Raw genomic sequence first — 19,428 nt, 5'->3', positions numbered from 1 at the left:
AAAATTTGGACCGGTCGCCATTTGCCATGGTTCCAGCCGTGTAGCATGAAATGCGGGTCTATGCCCCGGTTTTTCCAAATTATTTCGGTAAAAGCCTTGACTGAAAAAGACGGTTTTATTATAGTTGCGAACTCTTTCGTGGGTCGGTAGCTCAGCCGGTAGAGCAGCGGACTTTTAATCCGTTGGTCGCGAGTTCGAATCTCGCCCGACCCACCACAGTTTCGGGTTGTTAGCTCAGTTGGTAGAGCAGCGGACTCTTAATCCGTAGGTCGAGTGTTCGAGCCACTCACAACCCACCAGTTTTTCCGGTTTTGCCGTCAAGCAAGATCGGGTCGGTAGCTCAGCCGGTAGAGCAGCGGACTTTTAATCCGTTGGTCGCGAGTTCGAATCTCGCCCGACCCACCACCGCTTTTGCGGGTTGTTAGCTCAGTTGGTAGAGCAGCGGACTCTTAATCCGTAGGTCGAGTGTTCGAGCCACTCACAACCCACCAGTTTATCGTTGTTACCTCATTGCAGGATCGGGTCGGTAGCTCAGCCGGTAGAGCAGCGGACTTTTAATCCGTTGGTCGCGAGTTCGAATCTCGCCCGACCCACCACCGCTTTGCGGGTTGTTAGCTCAGTTGGTAGAGCAGCGGACTCTTAATCCGTAGGTCGAGTGTTCGAGCCACTCACAACCCACCAGTCAGTATGCAGAAGCCCGGTCGCCAATGGAGACCGGGCTTTTTGCATTGTGGCGGCGCAGCGTGGTCGTCAAGCCTGCCATCCGCGTGGATAATGGACAGCGTCAAGAATACCTGTGAGAGGGCAAGGCAATGATCAAGCAATTTGGTTGTGTATTGTTGCTGGCGGCGACGGCGCTGCCGGTGCTGGCGCAAACGGTGGATGAGCAGCTGCTGGCGGCGCAGATGGCTTATCAGCAAGCAAATAATCTGCAGGAGCAGGCCCAGGCACGGCTGACGCAGGCGCAGGCGTCCAAGCAGCAGGCGGATCAGCGCCTGGCCGATGCGCAAATGGCGGCACAGCGTGCGGCGGAAGAGCTGTCGGCGGCGACTGCGGCACAAAGTGCGGCCAGTGAACAGTTGCAGCAGCATACCCGGCAACTGAAGGACGCATGGCAGCGCAAGGAGGCTGGCGGCTGATACGGCACGGAGGGCTTATGGAGCGCTGCGGCTGATCTGCTGGTAGCGGTTGATGTCTTCCTGCATTTTCTGCCGTACGCTGTTGAGTTCGGCCTGCTTGGTGCTGATCAGCGCGCCCAGCCCTTTTTGTTCCTGCTGGATGACCTGGATATTGTGCTGCAGGGCCGGTGCCGCCGGCCTGTGCAGTTTCTGGCTGACGTCTTGTTCTTTCAGCATGTCGCGCAGCTGCAGGTTGAGGCCTTTCAACCTGGAGTACTGGGCATCCAGCGAAGCCTGCAGGATGCTCAGCTGTTTTTCCCGGTCGGCCTTCAGTTCGCCGACATTGCGGTAACTTTCCAGCAGACCCTTGTCGTAGCGTGCGCTATCCAGCTGGCGTTGTTGTTCCTGCTTGCGCTGGGTTTCGCTGGCTTCACGCTGGAGGCGCGCCTGTTCGCTTTCCGCTGGCTTGCGTATCACGCCCTGCCGGTTTAGTTCGGCCACACCCTGCTTCTGGTTTTGCAGCGGTGCGGCGTCGCTGTAATGCACCTTGCCTGCTTCGTCCACCCACTTGTACAGCGCGCCATCGGCTACGGCGACGCTGCTACTCAGTACGATTAACAAGGCAGGCAAGTGCTTGGTCATTTTTCATTCACTCCATATTGCGCGCGATACGCGCGTACTGCCGTCAGGTGTTGCGCCAGCTCCGGGCTGCCCTCAAGGAAGCCCAGCAGGTCTTCGAGGGTGGCGATGGCCAGCACCGGCATGCCGTATTGCTGAGCCACTTCCTGTACGGCCGACAATTCGCCGCTGCCACGTTCCATGCGGTCCAGTGCGATGGCCACGCCAGCCGGTGTGGCACCGGCTGCACGGATCAGTTCGACCGATTCGCGCACCGAGGTACCCGCGGAAATCACGTCGTCAATGATCAGCACGCGGCCTTGCAGCGGTGCGCCAACCAGGTTGCCACCTTCGCCGTGATCCTTGGCTTCTTTACGATTATAGGCAAAAGGCACGTTACGGCCTTGTTCGGCCATGGCCATGGTCGCGCCGGCGGCCAGGATGATACCCTTGTAGGCCGGTCCGAACAGCATGTCGAACTCAAGACCGCTCGCCATGATCGACTTGGCATAGAAGCGCGACAGGTGCAGGGTGGACAGGCCATCATTGAACAGGCCGGCGTTGAAGAAGTACGGCGATTTGCGCCCGGCCTTGGTGATGAACTCGCCAAATTTCAATACCTGCTTGTCGAGTGCAAAACGGATAAAATCTTGGCGGAAATCGCTCATATCATTCCTCATGGATACTAGTTAACTATCTGAACGGCTGGAAAAATTGCCGGCAAGGATAGCACAGGAGACTGCATTGCTTCGAATCGTTTCAGCCAACCTCAATGGCGTCCGCTCGGCGGACAAGAAGGGTTTTTTCGACTGGTTGGCCGGAATTGCTGCCGATTTTGTCTGCGTGCAGGAGCTGAAGGCCCAGGCAGCTGACCTGAGCGAGCGCATGCGCGCACCGGATGGCATGACCGGCTATTTTCATTATGCCGAGAAAAAGGGTTACAGCGGCGTAGGGGTGTATACCCGTCATCAGCCGGATGCGGTGATCGAGGGGCTGGGCGTGGACTGGATCGACGCCGAAGGGCGTTTCCTGCAGCTGGATTTTGGCAATCTCAGCGTGATTTCGCTCTATCTGCCGTCGGGTTCCAGCAGCGATGAGCGCCAGCAGGTGAAGTTCCAGTTTCTGGCGGTGTTCATGCCGCATCTGGAGCAACTGAAAGCGGCCGGCCGCGATATCGTCATCTGTGGCGACTGGAATATCGCCCATCAGGAAATCGACCTGAAAAACTGGAAGGGCAATCTGAAAAACTCTGGCTTCCTGCCGGAGGAGCGCGCCTGGATGAGTGATCTGCTGGGGCGTGTGGGCTGGTGCGATGTGTGGCGCACGCTGTATCCCGAGCAGCCTGGCTATAGCTGGTGGAGCAATCGCGGCCAGGCCTATGCCAAGGATGTGGGCTGGCGTATCGACTATCACATCGTCACCCCATCGCTGATGGCGGTCGCTCAGGCAGCCTCGGTGTACAAGGATGAAAAATTCTCCGACCACGCGCCGTTGATCGTCGACTACGCACTGCAGCTGCCAGCTTGATGAATTTGTGTTGAGCACAGCGCGTTGGCAACACATTGTAATCATTGTGTTAACCCTAGCTGATGTGTTGCACCTAGGATGAAGTGATCGCTTGTGCGCGTGCACCGGCAGGGAAAGCCTGCCGGCTGCTGGCCTACACGTCACTTCATAGGATGCATGCCATGAAAAACCGTCTGCTGCTGCTTTTACTGGGCCTGGGTGCCACGGCGCCGGCATTGGCCGCCAATGTTGGCATTTCCGTCAATATCGGTGAGCCGGGCTTTTACGGCCAACTGGATATCGGCAATTACCCAGCCCCGGCCTTGTTGTATCCGCAACCGCTCATTGTCAGCCCGGTGGTGGTGGCACAGCCACCGGTCTACCTGCGCGTTCCGCCAGAACACGCTCGTCATTGGGACCGTTATTGCCGTCGCTACCAAGCCTGTGACCGCCGCGTGTATTTTGTGCAGGACCGGTGGTACCGGCAGGAGTTTGCGCCACGCTATCAGCGCGAGCACCCGCGTGGTCATGATGGACATGACAATGGCTGGCACAAGGGTGAAGACCACCGTGGCCATGGCTACCGTGATGAGCGACCCGGCGCTCCCTGGCCTGATCAGCAGCGTGAGGGCCGCCACTGATAAGGCCTTGCCCAACCCAGCAAGCGCCGGTTTGACCGGCGGTTTTGCATTCCCGCGCACAAGGCTTTAGCCTGTTGCCTGCGTGGCTGCTGCGGCAGTTACGTTGCAGATCAACCATGATGCGGCCATGGCAAGGCAGGTGGCATCAGCAAGGCATAAGGGCGGCGATGCTGGACGATGATGATGTGGTGCTGATTACCGTACCGGGCTGGGGCAATTCTGGTGACAAGCACTGGCAAACCCTGTGGGAGCTGACCTATCCGCTGGCGCGGCGCGTCCAGCAACAGGACTGGCTCTATCCGGTACGTGAACAGTGGGTGGCCGCGCTGGATGCGCTGGTACGGGATAGCGGTGGCCGTATTGTGCTGGCGGCTCACAGCCTGGGCTGCCACACTGCGGTGGAGTGGCTGCGTACTGTTGATCTGGCCACCCAGCGCCGTATCAAGGGTGTGTTGCTGGTGGCACCACCGGCTTTGCCGATTACCGAGGCACGGGCAAGGGCCAGTGGCGAGCTGCCGGAGGGCACGGCGCTGCCGGCATTCTCGGGCTTTGCACAAGCCAGTGGCGGAACGCTGCCGGTGCCAGCGGTGATGGTGGCCAGCCGGGATGACCTGTTCTGCGACTTTGCCACGGCACAGGCCATGGCAGAGCAGTGGGGTGTCAGACTGGTGGACGCTGGCTGTTCCGGTCATATGGGAAGCCATGCCGGGCTGGGCAGCTGGGCTGTCGGACAGCAGTTGCTGCAGCGTTTCATACTGGCCTGAGCCGCCAGGGGCCAATAAAAAACCGCCACCTTCGTTAGCGAGGGCGGCGGTTTTTATATTGCGGGGGTGTTGTTAGCGGGTCTTAGCGGGCGACCGGACGTTCCGGATCACTGCACCATTCGCTCCACGAGCCAGGATACAGGCGGCTGCCGCTCAGCCCGGCATGTTCCATTGCCAGCAGATTATGGCAGGCGGTGACGCCGGAGCCGCACTGGTGGACGACCTGTTCCGGGTTCAGCCCTTGCAACACGGTGTTCCATTCCTGCTGCAGCGTGGCGGCATCCTTGAAACGGCCTGCGCTGTCCAGATTCTGCTGGAAGAAGCGGTTGCGGGCGCCGGGAATGTGGCCACCGACCGGGTCCATGGTTTCGCCTTCACCGCGGAAACGTTCCGGGCTGCGGGCATCCACCACGACAAAGTCCTGTTCATCCAGATTGGCCAGCACCTGATCGGCATCGACGGTTTCGATGAGGCTGGCATTGACCGGGAAGCGGCGCGGCATATAGCGCTTTTTGTCGGTTTCCAGTACCGCCCCGGCTTGCTGCCAGGCCTGGATGCCGCCATCCAGCACGGCGACGGCGGCGTGGCCCAGCCAGCGCAGCAGCATCCAGGCGCGGGCGGCGTACATGCCGCCGGCGTCGTCATAGCAGATGACCTGAATGTCGCCGGTAATGCCGGCAGCACCCAGATCCACCGCCAGACGCTGGCCGTCCGGCAAGGGGTGACGGCCATTGCTGCCGGTCTTGACGCCGGACAGGTGGTAGTCGAGGTTGAGGTAGCGTGCGCCAGGAATGTGGCCGGCCTGATAGGCATGCAGGCCGTATTCCGGGTCGGTCAGCTGGAAGCGGCAGTCGAGAATGACGTAGTGCTCGGGATCAAGCGCCTGCAACTGTGCCAGGCTGATGAGGGTGGTGTACATCGGCTTCTCCTGAATGGGTGTGCTACATGGCGGACATGCGCCATGTGGCAAGGAGGAGCCGCTTACGAGCCGGCCCAGGGGCCGGCTTGAAAGCGGTTCCGCATGCCTGCCGGTACGTGGTGGCAAACCGGCAGGACCGCTCTAGCCTACACAGAAGCAGCAGCAGTCGGCAAGCAGACCGGTTTATTGCACTGCAGCGGCAAGTGGCTGATTTTTCAAGGCAGCACGCAGGCTGTCGGCCAGGCCCGGCTGGCTGTGCTCAGTGCCCTGACGCTGCGGGCTGGCCCAGATCGGGCTGGGAAAGTGGGCATCGTCGGCAAAACGCGGGATGACATGCCAGTGCAGATGCGGCACCACATTGCCCAGGCTGGCCAGGTTGATCTTGTCCGGCTGCATCACCTGGCGCAGTGCGCGCTCGGTATGTAGCACCCAGTCCAGCAGATGGCGGGCATCGGCAGCGGACAGGTCGCTCATTTCGCGCACATGCTGTTTCCAGATGACGCGGCAGAAACCGGGATAGCCGGCTTCGTCCACCAGCAGTACCCGGAGTAGGGCGTCTTCATGCAGCAATTCGCCGGCCGGCTGGGTGCAAAGAGGGCAAGTCATGGTCAGGTAGTCATTTCCTGTTGATGGATGTCGCTCATTCTACCGCGGCTGGTACTTGCTGGATTTTTTCGTCTGTTATACTGATTGAACTGTCCGTATGTTCAGTCCTGTCATGCGGGCCTGCTATTCTGTACAAGACAAATCGTCGCTAACTCCCTGGAAATACTGTGTGAATCTGGTTCAAAGCCTGATGGTGATTGCCGTACTGATTTTGATCAGTGCCTTCTTTTCCGTATCGGAAATCTCGCTGGCGGCGGCACGTAAAATAAAACTGCGGCAAATGGCCGAAGAAGGCGATATGCGCGCCGACCGCGTGCTGGCCTTGCAGGCGCAGCCGGGCTTGTTCTTTACCGTGGTGCAGATCGGCCTGAATGCGGTGGCCATCATGGCCGGTATCATGGGTGAAGCGGCCTTTACCCCCTATTTTGCCCAGGCGCTGCATCTGGTTTTTTCCGCTGACTGGGTGGAGCGGGTCAGCTTTTTGCTGTCTTTTGTCACGGTGACGGCCTTGTTCGTGCTGTTTGCCGACCTCATGCCCAAGCGGCTGGGCATGTCCGCACCGGAGCAGATTGCCGTGCGCGTGGTACGGCCGATGCAGGCCTGCGTGCGGCTGTTCATGCCGCTGGTGTGGTTGTTCAATGGCATGGCCAATATGTTGTTCCGGCTGTTCGGCCTGCCCACGGCCCGGCCGGATGACCTGACCCCGGATGATATCGTCGCCATGATGGAGGCAGGTGCCGAGGCCGGCGTATTGCATCAGCAGGAGCATCATCTGATCGAAAACGTGTTCGAGCTGGAAAGCCGCACCGTGCCCTCATCGATGACCGCGCGCGAAAGCGTGGTGTATTTCACCCTGCAGGAAGAAGAAAGCAGCATCAAGCGCAAGATTGCAGAAAGCCCGCATGCCAAGTATCTGGTGTGCGACGGCGTGGTGGATGCGGTGGTGGGCTATGTCGATTCCAAGGATATCCTGACGCGGCTGGTGAACCAGCAGAGCGTGTCGATCAAGCGTGAACTGACCATCCGCAATGTGCTGATCATTCCCGACAGCCTGACCCTGTCCGAGCTGCTGGCACGCTTCAAGGCTTCGCGTGAAGACTTTGCCGTGGTGATGAACGAGTATGCGCTGGTGGTGGGCATCATCACCCTGAATGATGTGATGAGCACGGTGATGGGCGACCTGGTGACGCAAAGCCAGGAAGACCAGATCGTGCAGCGCGATGCCGACAGCTGGCTGGTGGATGGTGCGTCGCCGGTGGAGGATGTATTGCGTGCGCTGGACATCGACAGTTTTCCGGATGACGAAAACTACGAAACCATCGCTGGTTTCATGATGTATATGCTGCGCAAGATCCCCAAGCGTACCGACCATGTCGAGTACGCCGGCTACAAGTTCGAGGTGGTGGATATCGACAACTACCGCATCGACCAGTTGCTGGTGACACGGGTGGCCCCGGTGCCGGCACCGCAAGCCTGAGCCGGTTACGATTGCTTACACAGGCTTACAAGAGTCTCACAGACGGGGTCGCGCCCCCTCCCTAAGATGCAGTTCATGGAGGCAGCAAACACACTGCCCCCGGAACTCAACAAAGTCGCCTTACGGGAGAATGACCATGAAAAAGATCGCCGCACTCGTCCTGACCGCTGTGTTTGGTCTCGCCTCCGCTGCCGGCTTTGCCGCTGATGCCTCCGCCCCTGCTGCCAAGCCTGCAGTGACTGCTCCGGCCAAGGCCCATCACGCCAAACAGTATCAGGCCAAGAAACACCACGCCAAAAAACATCAGGTGAAGAAGGCCGCTTCGGCCCCGGCTGCGCAAAAGGCCCAGTCTGCCAAGAAGCATGTGCACAAGCACCACCATCATCACGCCGGCAAGCATCACCAGCATGCCCCGCGCAAGCTCAACCAATAAGTAATTAAGCCGTACAGCGGCAGCTCACTCGCAGTAGTGCTCAAAAAAGAGGAGGCGCAAGCCTCCTCTTTTTCATGTCCGCTCTTCAGTCCAGCTCGGCTACCTTGCACACGCGCAAGGCTTGCGGGGTTTCATCCATATTGCGCCATACCCAGTTGAAGTGCGCCACCACCTGCTCACCACTCAGCAGGGGACGGTTGCGGCAGGTATGGGCATCTTCCAGCACGGTTACCGCATAGTCGTGCGACAGCGCGCTGCGAATGGCGTAATCAATGCAGAAGTCGGTAGCGGAGCCGCCTATCCACAGATGCTGTATCGCCAGCTGCTGTAACAGCGCATGCAGCTCTGGCCGATAGAAGCTGTCACCGACGGTCTTGTGTACCACCGGATCACCTGGCAGCCGCTGCAAGGCCGGATGGAGCGCCCAGCCGGCGCTGCCGGGGGCCAGATCGGTGCCGGGCGGGCTGTCGTGCTGCACGAAGATGACGGGCATGTCGAGTTGGCGGGCTTTGGCAATGGCCTGATTCAGCCTGGCCAGTACCGTAGCGGCCTGGTAGGGCGGGGTGGGTTCGAACTGGGCAAGCTGGACATCGACAATCAGCAGGGCGCGTGCAGAGGGCATGGCTCATTCCGGTGGGTGGAGGCTGCATGGTTGTATCAGCAGAGCTGGCTACGCGGCAAGCCTGATCTGGCGCAAGTCTCCGGCAAAAGAAAAATAATCCTTTTGTCATTAATGCATACTGTGCGACCAGGACATCCTCGTGCCAGAGTCGCCATGCTCAAGCTCTATCAATTTGCCTTTTCCCACTTTTGCGAGAAAGCCTGCTGGGCGCTCGACTATAAACAGCAGCCCTTTGATACGGTCAATCTGCTGCCCGGCCTGCATGTGCTGTGGAGCCGCCGTCTGGCAGCGGGCACGTCGCTACCCATCCTGTGGGACGGCGCGTACATCGTGCAGGATTCAAGCGCCATCATCGATTATCTGGAGCAGCGCTGGCCACAGCCAGCCTTGACGCCGGCAGCGCCCGAATTGGCGATGCAGGCGCGGGAGTGGGAGCGCTGGCTGGGAGAGGAAATCGGCGTGCCATTGCGGTTGTGGTTTTATCGCCATGTGCTGGCGCAGCGGCGCTACGCCATGGCCTTTCTGCTGCGTGGCGCGTCGCGGCGGCAGGGGCTGTTGTTGCGCTGCTTGTTCCCGCTGATCCGGCCTGCCATGCATCACAAGATGAAAATCAATCCGGTCAACGCCGCTGCGGCGCGACTACAACTGGAGCAGGCACTGGACAGGCTGGAAGCGGCTTTGCAGGGGCGGGACTATCTGGTGGGTGACGCCTTCAGCCGCGCCGACCTGACTGCTGCCGCATTGCTGTGGCCCTTGTTACCGTGGGAGGGGGATGAAGCGGCCATGCAGGCCCGTTTGCCCGAAGTGGTGTGGCTGTGGCGGCAGGGCTTTGTACAGCGCCCGCTGTATGGCTGGTTGCAGCGCATCTACCGCCTGCATCGCCCAGCGTCTTGTATCCAGCCATGAAAAAACCGCAGGCCGTAACGTAGCCTGCGGTTTGATGGAGGATGCGCGATAAAGGCTTACAGCAGCACGCGTTCGATGCCGCCGTTGCGGGCTTTTTCCACGTAGTCCTTCATCCAGTTCTTGCCCAGGATGTGCTTGGCCATTTCCACCACGATGTAGTCGGCCTCGGTGCCGGTGTCCGGGCTGTAGCGCGACAGGCCCTGCAGGCAGGACGGGCAGGAGGTGAGAATCTTCACCGGCTGTTCGGTAGCACCGATCTTGGCCAGATCCTTGTTGATTTCTTCTTCCTTGCGCGAACGGACCTGGGTGGCAATATCCGGGCGGCTGGCGGCAAAGGTGCCGGACTCGCCGCAGCAGCGGTCACTCAGCGTCACGCTGCCGCCCAGCAGCTTGTTGGCCACATCCAGCGGCTGGTAGGTCTTGATCGGGGTATGGCAGGGGTCGTGGTACATATACTTCTGCCCGGCGATGCCTTCCAGCTTCAGGCCTTTCTCCATCAGGTATTCGTGGATGTCGATGATGCGGCAGCCGGGGAAGATATCCTCGAAGCGGTACTTGGCCAGCTGGTCGTAGCAGGTGCCACAGCTCACCACCACAGTCTTGATGTCCAGATAGTTCAGCGTATTGGCCAGGCGATGGAACAGCACGCGGTTTTCGGTGGTGATGGCCTCACCCTTGTCGGCGTAGCCGGCCGAGGTCTGCGGGTAGCCGCAGCACAGATAGCCCGGTGGCAGCACGGTCTGGGTGCCGACATGCCACAGCATGGCCTGAGTGGCGAGGCCTACCTGGCTGAACAGGCGCTCCGAACCACAGCCGGGGAAGTAGAACACCGCTTCGGCGTCTTCGGCCAGCTGCGGATTGCGGATGACCGGTACTACATTGGCGTCTTCCACATCCAGCAGGGCGCGGGCGGTTTTCTTGGGCAGGCCGCCTGGCATCGGCTTGTTGATGAAGTGGATCACCTGCTGCTTGATCGGCGCCTTGCCCACGGTGGACGGCGGTTGCTTGGTTTGCGCGCCGGTCAGGTGCAGTTTTTTGCCCACGCTGTAGCCCAGCCGTTGTGCCTTATAGGCAAAACCCACCAGACCGCCACGGATGGCCTTGATGGTGGCCGGGTCCTTGACGGTGAGGAAGGCCATGCCCAGCGCGGTACCGGGGTTGAAGCGCTTGTTGCCGGTCTTGCGCAGGAAGTTGCGCATGGCGACCGAGACATCGCCAAAGTCGATCTTGACCGGGCAGGGTTTGACGCAGCGGTGGCACACCGTGCAGTGGTCAGCCACATCCGACAGCTCGTCAAAATGCTTGAGGCTGACGCCACGGCGGGTTTGCTCTTCGTACAGGAAGGCCTCGGTCAGCAGGCCGACGCCCAGAATCTTGTTACGCGGGCTGTACAGCAGATTGGCACGCGGCACGTGGGTGGAACAGACCGGTTTGCACTTGCCGCAGCGCAGGCAGTCCTTGACGCTGTTGGAGATGCTGCCGATGTCGGACTGTTCCAGAATCAGCGATTCCGCCCCCAGCAATTCGAAGGACGGGGTGTAGGCCATGGACAGGTCGGCCCCTGGCAGCAGCTTGCCCTTGTTGAAATGGCCCTTGGGGTCGATGCGCTGCTTGTAGGCACGGAAGGGGGCGATTTCTTCTTCGGTGAGGAATTCCAGCTTGGTGATACCAATGCCGTGTTCCCCGGAAATCACACCGTTCAGGCTGCGTGCCAGTTGCATGATGCGTGCCACCGCCTTGTGCGCGGTTTGCAGCATGTCGTAGTCGTCGGAGTTGACCGGCAGGTTGGTGTGCACATTGCCGTCGCCGGCGTGCATGTGCAGGGCCACGAACACGCGACCGCGCAGCACCTTCTGGTGCAGGGCATGCACGGCATCCAGGATGGGTGCATCGGCCTTGCCGGAGAACAGGCTTTCCAGATCGTTCAGCAGTTCGTCTTTCCAGCTGACGCGCAGCTGGAAGTCGCGCATGGCGATGAACAGGGTGGCCGGCGTGGCGTTGGCATCCACCAGCGGTGCCTCTGGCCATTGTGCGCGGTACTGGGCAAACGGTGCGTCCAGATTGTCCAGCAGCCACTGCCAGCGCTGGCGCAACGTGGCAATCAGCTCCAGTGCGGTGCCGCGACGCTCGCCGATGATTTCGTCGGCGGAAACCGCACCACCTTCGGTATCCACCGGCAGGCGACCATGGAAGTATTCGGTGAGGGTATCCAGCAGACGCAGCTTGTTGGCGACCGACAGCTCGATATTGATGCGCTCGATGCCGTCGGAGTAGTCGCCCAGGCGCGGTAGCGGAATCACCACGTCTTCGTTGATCTTGAAGGCATTGGTGTGGCGGGCGATGGCGGCGGTGCGCGAACGGTCCAGCCAGAACTTCTTGCGCGCCTCGGCGGTGACGGCGATGAAGCCTTCGCCGGTACGGGCATTGGCATAACGCACGACCTGGCTGGCGGCTTCGGCCACGGCGTTTTCATCGTTGGACACGATGTCGGCAATCAGCACCATCTTGGGCCGGCCCTTGCTCTTGGCCTTGGTGGCATAGCCCACGGCCCGTACATAGCGCCAGTCCAGATGCTCCAGGCCGGCCAGTTGTACGCCAGCCTTGCAGCCTGCGCCATCCGGCTTGAAGTAGTCGGTGATTTCCACGATGGCCGGGGTGGCCTGGGCTACCGTGCCGAAGAATTCCAGACAGACGGTGCGGGTGTGCGCCGGCATCTTGTGCAGCACGAAGCGCGCGCTGGTGATGATGCCGTCGGTGCCTTCCTTTTGCACGCCGGGCAGGCCGGCGAGGAATTTGTCGGTGACGTCCTTGCCCAGGCCAACCTTGCGGAAGGAAGGGCCGGGGATGTCCAGCTGTTCGGTGGACAGCACGGTCTTGTCGTCGTCCTTGAAGCGGGTGACGCGGAAGCTGGCGACATCGATGTCGTGGATCTTGCCGTAGTTGTGCGCCAGGCGTTCGATGAACATCCAGTTGCCGTCGGTATCCACCATTTTCCAGCTGGCCAGGTTGTCCAGCGCGGTGCCCCACAGCACGGCCTTTTTGCCGCCGGCATTCATGGCGACGTTGCCGCCGATACAGGAGGCTTCGGCCGAGGTCGGGTCAACCGCAAACACCAGGCCGGCGGCACTGGCCGCTTCCGATACCCGGGCGGTGACCACGCCAGCTCCGCACTGAATGGTGGCGCGTTCGCCATCCAGACCCGGCAGGCCGATGTATTCCACGCCGTTATGCTGCACCAGCTTTTCGGTGTTGATCACCGCGCTGCGGCGGTCCAGCGGTACGGCGCCACCGGTGTAGCCAGTACCACCACCACGCGGGATGATGGTCAGTTCCAGTTCGATCAGCGCACGCACCAGCGGGGCGATTTCTTCTTCGGTATCCGGCGACAGCACCACGAAGGGGTATTCCACGCGCCAGTCGGTGGCGTCGGTCACGTGCGACACGCGAGCTAGGCCGTCGAACAGGATGTTGTCCTTGCGGGTATGGCGCGACAGTTTTTTCAGGATGGCCTGGCGCAGCTCGCGCGTTTCGGCAAACTGCTGGGCAAAGCGGTCCACCGCCTCGCGCGCCGCCGCGATCAGCCGGCCCACCTTGTCATTGCCCTCGCGGCGCTTTTCCACTTCCTGCAGGCGGTGGTGCATGGCCTCCACCAGCGCGGACAGACGCTTGGGATTGTCCAGCAGGTCGTCAACCAGATAGGGGTTGCGATCCACTACCCAGATATCGCCCAGCACCTCGAACAGCATGCGGGCGGAGCGGCCGGTTTTGCGCTCGCTGCGCAACTCTTCCAGCAGTGCCCACATGGGCTCGCCCAGAAGCCGGATAAAGATTTCCCGGTCCGAATACGATGTGTAGTTGTAAGGTATCTCGCGAAGACGCTGCTGGGTGCTGGTGGTCATGGTCCGTGCTGCAGTAATTGTTTGAATATATTACCGGCTAGTTTAGCCCAATTGCTGCGTTGCGAAAAATGCCGCATGCGTCATTTTCTCATTTTCACGTGAAGATACCGTGGCTGATTGGATGTTGTCGGACAATATTGGCCAGTATTGGCTAAGGCCTTGCCACAAAAGGAAAAGCCCCTGTTATCAACAGGGGCTGCCAGGTTTTGCGCGTGGTTTTATTGCCGGTTCCGTGCCAGTTGCTCGGCGAGCTTGATGGCCTCGAACAGGCTGCCGGGGTCGGCGCGGCCAGTGCCGGCCAGATCCAGTGCCGTGCCGTGATCCACCGAGGTGCGGATGATGGGCAGGCCCAGCGTGATATTGATGCCGGCGCCAAAGCTGGCATGTTTGAGCACCGGCAGGCCCTGGTCGTGGTACATGGCCAGTACCGCATCGGCCTGGGCCAGCTTGTCGGGATTGAACAGGGTATCGGCCGGCAGCGGGCCGATCAGCTGCATGCCTTCGGCGCGCAGTTGTTGTAATACCGGTTCGATGACGTCGATTTCCTCACGCCCCATGTGACCGGACTCGCCGGCATGCGGGTTGAGGCCGGCGACCAGAATGCGCGGCGAGGGCAGGCCGAATTTGTGTTGCAGATCGGCATGCAGGATGCGGATGACCGCTTCCAGCTCCGGTTTGGTGATGGCGTCGGCAACAGCGCGCAGCGGCAGGTGGGTGGTGACCAGCGCCACCCGCATGCCTGCGCCGGCCAGCATCATCACCACACGCGCGGTGCCGGTGTGCTCGGCCAGATATTCGGTATGTCCGCTGAACGGTACGCCGGCGTCGTTGATCACGCCCTTGTGTACCGGTGCGGTGACCATGGCAGCAAACTCGCCGGACAGGCAGCCGGCTATCGCCACATCCAGGGTGTTCAGCACATAGTGGGCATTGGCCGGATCCAGCTGGCCGGGGGTGACCGCGGTGGCCAGCGGTACGTGTTGTACTTCCAGTACGCCGGCCGGAGCGGCTGCCTGCCCTGGCTGGTAGGGCTGAAAGCGCAGGGCGGTCAGGCCCAGCTGCGCCGCACGCTGCTGCAATAGCGGCAGGTCGGCAATGATGACCCGCCGTGCGCCGTCACTGTGGTCTGCCAGTTGCAGGACCAGATCCGGGCCGATGCCGGCTGGCTCGCCAGCGGTAACGGCCAGCAGGGGGCGGGTATCAGCCATGGCTTACTTGTCGTCCAGGCGTTCTTCAACAAAGGCGGAGTCGCGCAGCTGGCGTACCCAGTCCAGATAAGCCTGGTCGAGTTTGCGCAGGCGCAGCTGCTGTTTGATGGTCTGGCGTTCGCGGTCGGCCGATACATCCTGATTGCGTTTGGCTTCCACCAGAATCAGGTGCCAGCCGAAGGGGCTGCGTACCGGCTCGGACACGGTGGCTACCGGCAAGCTGAGCATGGCCTTTTCAAATTCCGGCACCATGTCGCCCTTGTTCACCCAGCCCAGATCGCCGCCTTTGACGTTGCTGCCGTCTTCCGAATAGAGCTTGGCCATTTCGGAGAATTTGGCACCACGCAGAATGCGGTCGCGAATCTGCAGGATGCGGTTTTTGGCATCAGCCTCTGATACGGCTTCGTTGGTGCGGATCAGGATGTGCGAGGTGTGGTACTGCTCCACCATCAGCGGCTGGTTGCCGCTACGCTTTTCAATCAGCTGGAAAATCATGAAACCCTGGGCGGTGCGGATGACGCCGGTGTGCTGGCCGGGGCTCAGCTGATCCAGCATGGAGACGAACTCCGGCGGCAGCGTGGCTGCCGGACGCCAGCCCAGATCACCGCCCTTGATGCCGTTGGGGGCGTCGGAATAACTGGCGGATACCTTGGCAAAGGGCTGCTTGTCGTTCAGCTCGCCCAGTGCCTTGTTGGCCTTGGCCGACAGCGCGTCCAGCTGTTTGGCATCGGCGCGCTCGGGGGTGCTGATCAGGATGGTGGCCAGGTGGTATTCGCTGCGATTGGCGCTTTGTGCGCTTTTCAGTACCTGATCCACTTCGCTATCGGTGACATTGATGCGCGAGCCGATTTCATTGTTTTTCAGGCGTGCCAGCACGATTTCGCGGCGGATTTCTTCGCGGAAGCGGGCGAAGGGCACACCTTCCTTGGCCAGCTGTGCCTGCAGGCCTTTGACGTCCAGCTTGTTTTGCTTGGCCAGATCAGCAATGGCCTGGTCCAGATCATGCTCATCCACGCGCATGCCATTGCTGCTGGCGTACTCCATTTGCACTTGTTCGGTAATCATCTGCTCCAGCACCTGGCGCGCCAGGATGTCGCGCGCAGGCGGCATCACGTTCTGGCCCTTGAGTTGCTGGATGGCTGCATCGATGCGGTTTTGCAGGTCGATATTGGTGATGACGGTCTTGTTGACCACGGCCACGATGCGATCCATCTCGCTGACCGGGGACGCCGGCGCCGCATGGGTCGTCTGGACAATGGTGGCGATCAACAGGGCAAGCAGGGTTTTTTTCATGGTCAATTGGATCGGATGTCGGAAATATTGGAGTAGCCCGGAATCGCCAGTTTCAGTTCGGAAGTGGGATTGCTGCCCAAACCGCCCAGACCGCGCAGTTCCAGCTGGAAAAATACACCGGTATGAGTGGTGGCGGAAGTAATGGTGGTCGCCAGCGAGGCGTCACGTTTTACCACGGCCCGCGCAGTCCAGCAGCCGTCGTTGTACTCCACCCCGAGCAGATGCTCAAGCGGCTTGTTGTCGATCAGCGAGTAGTTTTCCCGCGCCACGGCATACCACTGGCGGGCGATGGGCCATTGCACGCCGATATCGATCTGGCGCAGCGGACCATATTGCGTGGTATCGCCGATCTGCTCGTAACGGCCATAGCGATAGCGCAGGCTGACGGTTTTGCCCGGCTCGGGGTTATAGCGTACTTGCAGGTTGTAGCGTTGGGTTTTGGCCAGATCCTGGTTGTATTCGTAGGTGCTGTCCAGACGCCAGGCGCGGGTCAGATCGCCGCCCAGGCTACCCAGCAAGCCCTTGCTGTTGTTTTGCAGGGTGATCTGGTCGCCGTACAAGGAGGTGTCTTCATTCTTGAAGTAGTAGCGCTGACCCAGCATCACGCGCAGGCGCTCGATACCGGTTTCGCTGCTGATCAGCCGGCTGGTCAGGGCCGCAGTCAGCTGGTTGGCCGCATTGATGCGGTCCCAGCCGGAGAAGCGGTTTTCCGAGAACAGCTGGGCGAAGTTGAAGTCATTTTCCGAGCTGTCGAAGTTGGGGATCTTGCTCTGGTCCTTGGCCGGGATGTAAACGTAAAACAGCCGTGGTTCCAGGGTTTCGACATAATCGCTGCCACGGAAATTGGCATCGCGTTCGAAGTAGAGGCCGGAGTCGGTACTGAAGATGGGCAGGGTACGGGTGATATTGCTGCCCGGGGTGGTATCGCTGCCCAGCGCATTCAGTGAATAGCTGGTGTAGTTGACGCCGAACTTGGGCTTGATGAAGCCCCAGCTGCGCTCAAACGCCCAGCTCACGCTGGGATAGGCGACCACACGGTCACCCGTCTGCAGCGTGGGGTGCGAGAAGCGGGTGAGATCGCCCTGCAGGTTGAAACTGAAACCATCCGGCAGCTTCTGGTTGGCGGTCAGCGTGATCTGCGGCAGTCGCGCATAGGGCTGGTCGGCCGGGATGATCGGGTCTTCCAGCGTCTGGTAACGCTGGGCGCGCAGCATGGTATTGACACTGCCACCCTGCCAGCTGGTGGTGTAGTTGACCCAGGCCTGGCGCATCAGGTTGACGTTGGTGGCGCTCAGGGTGCGGTCGCCGAAGTCGGTGAAGTAATTGACATCGGAAACGTAGTTGTAGTCGTAGCCGAAGGTCAGGCCCGGCACCACCGTCTGCCTGTGCGTGGCGTACCAGGCATAGCGGTCGGTATTGGTCAGCTTGTCATTGCGCAGCTGCTCGGTATAGATGCTGCCGGAGAAATCCGGCTCCAGATAACGGAACTCGCCAGCCAGCATGGTGCCGTGCTTGAGGTTGATGTGCGGCGTGATGGTGGCGTCGTAATTGGGGGCGATATTCCAGTAGTAGGGCAGCGCCAGGTCGAAGCCGCTGCTGCCGGAACGGAAGGTCGGTGTCAGCAGGCCGGACTTGCGGCTGCCATCCAGCGGGAAATCGATCCACGGGGTGTAGAGAATCGGCACGCCCTGGAATTCCAGCCGGGCATTGCGTGCTACACCGATATTGGTGGTGTAGTTCAGGTCCAGCGTGGAGGATTTCAGATACCAGGAGTCATCGCCCACCACGCAGGAGTTCACCCGGCTGTTGATCAGGCGGTACTGGTCTGGCCCGGTGAATTGCACCTCGCTGCCATCGCCGCGGAAGGCAATGCCGGTTTTGGCCAGGCTGCGCTGGTTGCCACCGGGTTTGTTCTGGCTATCCGGGCTACCCATCTGGAAGAAAGGCTGTTGGGCGGAGCCGGTATGCTCGTCCATCCAGTAATCCAGCGTGGTGCCGGTGACGACATCCTTCTCGCGTGTCAGGCGGAAATGATTGCCGGCCTTGACGCGGTTTTGCTGCTGGTAGTAGTCCAGCCAGTCGGCTTCCAGGGTTTGGTTGTCACGGATGACGACCACATCGCCACTGGCCTTGAGCTTGTCCTGCATCTGCCCGTCCATGTGGTCGGCCGTGACGTGGGTCTGGCCTTGGGCGGCGGGCACCGTGGTGAGCGCTTGCTGCGCAATATCATCAGCCTGGGCGGCAGAAACCGAAAAAGCGGCTGCCAGGGCCAGGGTCATTCTCGTGGGCTGCAGTTTGAGCATGCACAAAGCCATATCGTGTGGGCAGGTGGGCAGGTTAAAATCAGACGATTCTATCAGCATCGTGACGAACCGACATGCAACGTTTGGAACAACTCAAAAGCTGGCTGACCAGCCTTTACCCGCAAACCGACATCGTGGTGGAGTTTGCCGCCGCCGATGCCGACTTCCGCCGCTACTTCCGCGCGCAGTTCCCGGATGGCAGCACACGCATCGTGATGGATGCGCCGCCGGAGAAGATGGACACCGAACCCTACGTGAAGGTTCGCGAGGTGTTCGCCATGGTGAATGTACCGCAAATCATCGCCCGCGACCGCGAGCAGGGCTTCATGCTGCTGGAGGATCTGGGCAAGATCACGCTGCTGGCCGCGCTGGAGCACGATGAGCGTCCGCTGGTGCGCCGCCACCTGCTGCTGGAAGCCGTGGACACCCTGGTTGAGCTGCAACAGGGTAGCCAGCCCGGCGTACTGCCGGAATACGACGAAGCCTTGCTGCGCCGGGAACTCAGCCTGTTTCCGGAATGGTATTGCGCCCAGGAATTGGGCAAGCCGCTCAACTTTGCGCAGCGTCAGCTGTGGGACGAAGGATGCAAGCGTTTGCTGGCTGCCATCCTGCCGCAGAGCCAGGTTTATGTGCACCGCGACTTCATTGTGCGCAACCTGATGCTGACTGCCGGCCGCCCGGGCGTGCTGGATTTCCAGGACGCGGTTTACGGCCCCATCAGCTACGATCTGGTGTCCTTGTTGCGTGATGCCTTTATCGAATGGGAAGAGGATTTCGTGCTCGACATCGCTATCCGCTACTGGGAAAAAGCACGGGCAGCTGGCCTGCCGGTGCCGGAAAGCGTGGATGATTTTTACCGCGATTTCGAATGGATGGGGGTGCAGCGCCACCTGAAAGTGGCCGGGATCTTTGCAAGACTTTACCACCGCGATGGCAAGGATAAGTACCGTGGCGAGATTCCGCGCTTCATCAAATACCTGAAACGCACCACGCGTCGCTATCAGGAGCTGTCTCCTTTTTATCAGTTGCTGCTGCAACTGGTGGGCAAGGACGACACCGATGCCGAGCTGCAATCGACCTATCCGGTGTTGAGTGTCAAAGGCTGATGGCAACGC

Annotated in this window: 17 protein-coding genes and 6 tRNA genes; 14 read left to right on the top strand and 9 right to left on the bottom strand. The window is 60.5% G+C overall.

What is annotated here, in order from left to right; genetic code table 11:
• Positions 1-140: 140 nt before the first annotated feature.
• The 7 genes from DBR44_RS16720 (at position 141) to DBR44_RS16690 (ending at position 1,139) form a co-directional block, all read left to right on the top strand.
• Positions 141-216: transfer RNA gene (locus tag DBR44_RS16720), tRNA-Lys, on the top strand.
• Between the two features lie 7 nt (positions 217-223).
• A tRNA-Lys gene (locus tag DBR44_RS16715) sits at positions 224-299 on the top strand.
• A 30-nt stretch (positions 300-329) separates the two neighbouring features.
• Positions 330-405, top strand: a tRNA-Lys gene (locus DBR44_RS16710).
• Between the two features lie 10 nt (positions 406-415).
• Positions 416-491 (top strand) — tRNA-Lys (locus DBR44_RS16705).
• Positions 492-520: 29 nt separating this feature from the next.
• Positions 521-596 (top strand) — tRNA-Lys (locus DBR44_RS16700).
• A gap of 9 nt (positions 597-605) precedes the next feature.
• A tRNA-Lys gene (locus DBR44_RS16695) sits at positions 606-681 on the top strand.
• 131 nt (positions 682-812) lie between these two features.
• Positions 813-1,139 carry a hypothetical protein gene (locus tag DBR44_RS16690; protein WP_124645144.1) on the top strand — a complete coding sequence of 109 codons (327 nt, stop codon included), beginning with the start codon at positions 813-815 and terminating at the stop codon, positions 1,137-1,139.
• A 15-nt stretch (positions 1,140-1,154) separates the two neighbouring features.
• On the opposite strand, the gene DBR44_RS16685 is transcribed toward DBR44_RS16690, so the two are convergent.
• Together DBR44_RS16685 and pyrE are read right to left on the bottom strand one after the other, a co-directional pair.
• The gene (locus DBR44_RS16685) at positions 1,155-1,760 is read right to left on the bottom strand and encodes a DUF4124 domain-containing protein (RefSeq protein ID WP_124645143.1); all 606 of its coding nucleotides are present in this window, start codon (positions 1,758-1,760) and stop codon (positions 1,155-1,157) included.
• On the bottom strand, positions 1,757-2,404 hold the full coding sequence (gene pyrE / locus DBR44_RS16680) for an orotate phosphoribosyltransferase (protein WP_124645142.1): 648 nt from the start codon (positions 2,402-2,404) through the stop codon (positions 1,757-1,759). Before pyrE ends, DBR44_RS16685 begins: the two co-directional genes overlap by 4 nt.
• Positions 2,405-2,480: 76 nt before the next feature.
• Here pyrE and DBR44_RS16675 point away from each other — a divergent pair, with 76 nt between their 5' ends.
• The 3 genes from DBR44_RS16675 (at position 2,481) to DBR44_RS16665 (ending at position 4,647) form a co-directional block, all read left to right on the top strand.
• Positions 2,481-3,263: an exodeoxyribonuclease III gene (locus DBR44_RS16675; protein ID WP_124645141.1), complete on the top strand. Its 783-nt coding sequence runs from the start codon at positions 2,481-2,483 to the stop codon at positions 3,261-3,263.
• A gap of 161 nt (positions 3,264-3,424) precedes the next feature.
• Positions 3,425-3,883, top strand: a complete 459-nt coding sequence (locus DBR44_RS16670; protein ID WP_124645140.1) for a hypothetical protein — start codon at positions 3,425-3,427, stop codon at positions 3,881-3,883.
• 167 nt (positions 3,884-4,050) lie between these two features.
• On the top strand, positions 4,051-4,647 hold the full coding sequence (locus tag DBR44_RS16665; RefSeq protein WP_233578627.1) for an alpha/beta hydrolase: 597 nt from the start codon (positions 4,051-4,053) through the stop codon (positions 4,645-4,647).
• A gap of 82 nt (positions 4,648-4,729) precedes the next feature.
• Here DBR44_RS16665 and DBR44_RS16660 read toward each other — a convergent pair whose 3' ends face one another.
• Together DBR44_RS16660 and DBR44_RS16655 are read right to left on the bottom strand one after the other, a co-directional pair.
• On the bottom strand, positions 4,730-5,566 hold the full coding sequence (locus DBR44_RS16660; RefSeq protein WP_124645139.1) for a sulfurtransferase: 837 nt from the start codon (positions 5,564-5,566) through the stop codon (positions 4,730-4,732).
• Between the two features lie 183 nt (positions 5,567-5,749).
• Complete coding sequence (locus tag DBR44_RS16655; RefSeq protein ID WP_124645138.1) at positions 5,750-6,172, bottom strand: HIT family protein; 423 nt, start codon at positions 6,170-6,172, stop codon at positions 5,750-5,752.
• 169 nt (positions 6,173-6,341) lie between these two features.
• Here DBR44_RS16655 and DBR44_RS16650 point away from each other — a divergent pair, with 169 nt between their 5' ends.
• Positions 6,342-7,649 carry a hemolysin family protein gene (locus DBR44_RS16650; RefSeq protein ID WP_199731086.1) on the top strand — a complete coding sequence of 436 codons (1,308 nt, stop codon included), beginning with the start codon at positions 6,342-6,344 and terminating at the stop codon, positions 7,647-7,649.
• Positions 7,650-7,785: 136 nt separating this feature from the next.
• Positions 7,786-8,082, top strand: coding sequence for a protein YbgS (locus tag DBR44_RS16645; protein ID WP_124645137.1), 297 nt, complete (start codon positions 7,786-7,788; stop codon positions 8,080-8,082).
• An 85-nt stretch (positions 8,083-8,167) separates the two neighbouring features.
• Here the strand turns inward: DBR44_RS16645 and DBR44_RS16640 are convergent, their stop codons facing one another.
• On the bottom strand, positions 8,168-8,704 hold the full coding sequence (locus DBR44_RS16640; protein WP_124645136.1) for a cysteine hydrolase family protein: 537 nt from the start codon (positions 8,702-8,704) through the stop codon (positions 8,168-8,170).
• 153 nt (positions 8,705-8,857) lie between these two features.
• Between DBR44_RS16640 and DBR44_RS16635 the strand changes: the two genes are divergently transcribed.
• Entirely contained in the window at positions 8,858-9,610 is a 753-nt protein-coding gene (locus DBR44_RS16635; protein WP_158613646.1) for a glutathione S-transferase family protein, read from the top strand.
• Positions 9,611-9,666: 56 nt separating this feature from the next.
• Here the strand turns inward: DBR44_RS16635 and DBR44_RS16630 are convergent, their stop codons facing one another.
• The 4 genes from DBR44_RS16630 to DBR44_RS16615 form a co-directional block, all read right to left on the bottom strand.
• The gene (locus DBR44_RS16630; protein ID WP_124645134.1) at positions 9,667-13,509 is read right to left on the bottom strand and encodes a DUF3683 domain-containing protein; all 3,843 of its coding nucleotides are present in this window, start codon (positions 13,507-13,509) and stop codon (positions 9,667-9,669) included.
• Positions 13,510-13,727: 218 nt separating this feature from the next.
• Complete coding sequence (gene pdxA / locus DBR44_RS16625) at positions 13,728-14,717, bottom strand: 4-hydroxythreonine-4-phosphate dehydrogenase PdxA (RefSeq protein ID WP_124645133.1); 990 nt, start codon at positions 14,715-14,717, stop codon at positions 13,728-13,730.
• A gap of 3 nt (positions 14,718-14,720) precedes the next feature.
• Positions 14,721-16,010: a peptidylprolyl isomerase gene (locus DBR44_RS16620; RefSeq protein ID WP_233578625.1), complete on the bottom strand. Its 1,290-nt coding sequence runs from the start codon at positions 16,008-16,010 to the stop codon at positions 14,721-14,723.
• Between the two features lie 2 nt (positions 16,011-16,012).
• Entirely contained in the window at positions 16,013-18,289 is a 2,277-nt protein-coding gene (locus tag DBR44_RS16615; protein ID WP_233578624.1) for an LPS-assembly protein LptD, read from the bottom strand.
• 98 nt (positions 18,290-18,387) lie between these two features.
• Here DBR44_RS16615 and amgK point away from each other — a divergent pair, with 98 nt between their 5' ends.
• The gene (gene amgK, locus DBR44_RS16610; RefSeq protein ID WP_124645130.1) at positions 18,388-19,419 is read left to right on the top strand and encodes an N-acetylmuramate/N-acetylglucosamine kinase AmgK; all 1,032 of its coding nucleotides are present in this window, start codon (positions 18,388-18,390) and stop codon (positions 19,417-19,419) included.
• Positions 19,420-19,428 lie beyond the last annotated feature (9 nt).

This window comes from Aquitalea sp. FJL05, from assembly GCF_003852595.1.
In the GTDB taxonomy this organism is placed as follows: Bacteria; Pseudomonadota; Gammaproteobacteria; order Burkholderiales; family Chromobacteriaceae; genus Aquitalea; species Aquitalea aquatilis.
Note: the sequence above shows the minus strand (reverse complement) of the source record. Positions and strands in the feature narration are given on the sequence as shown.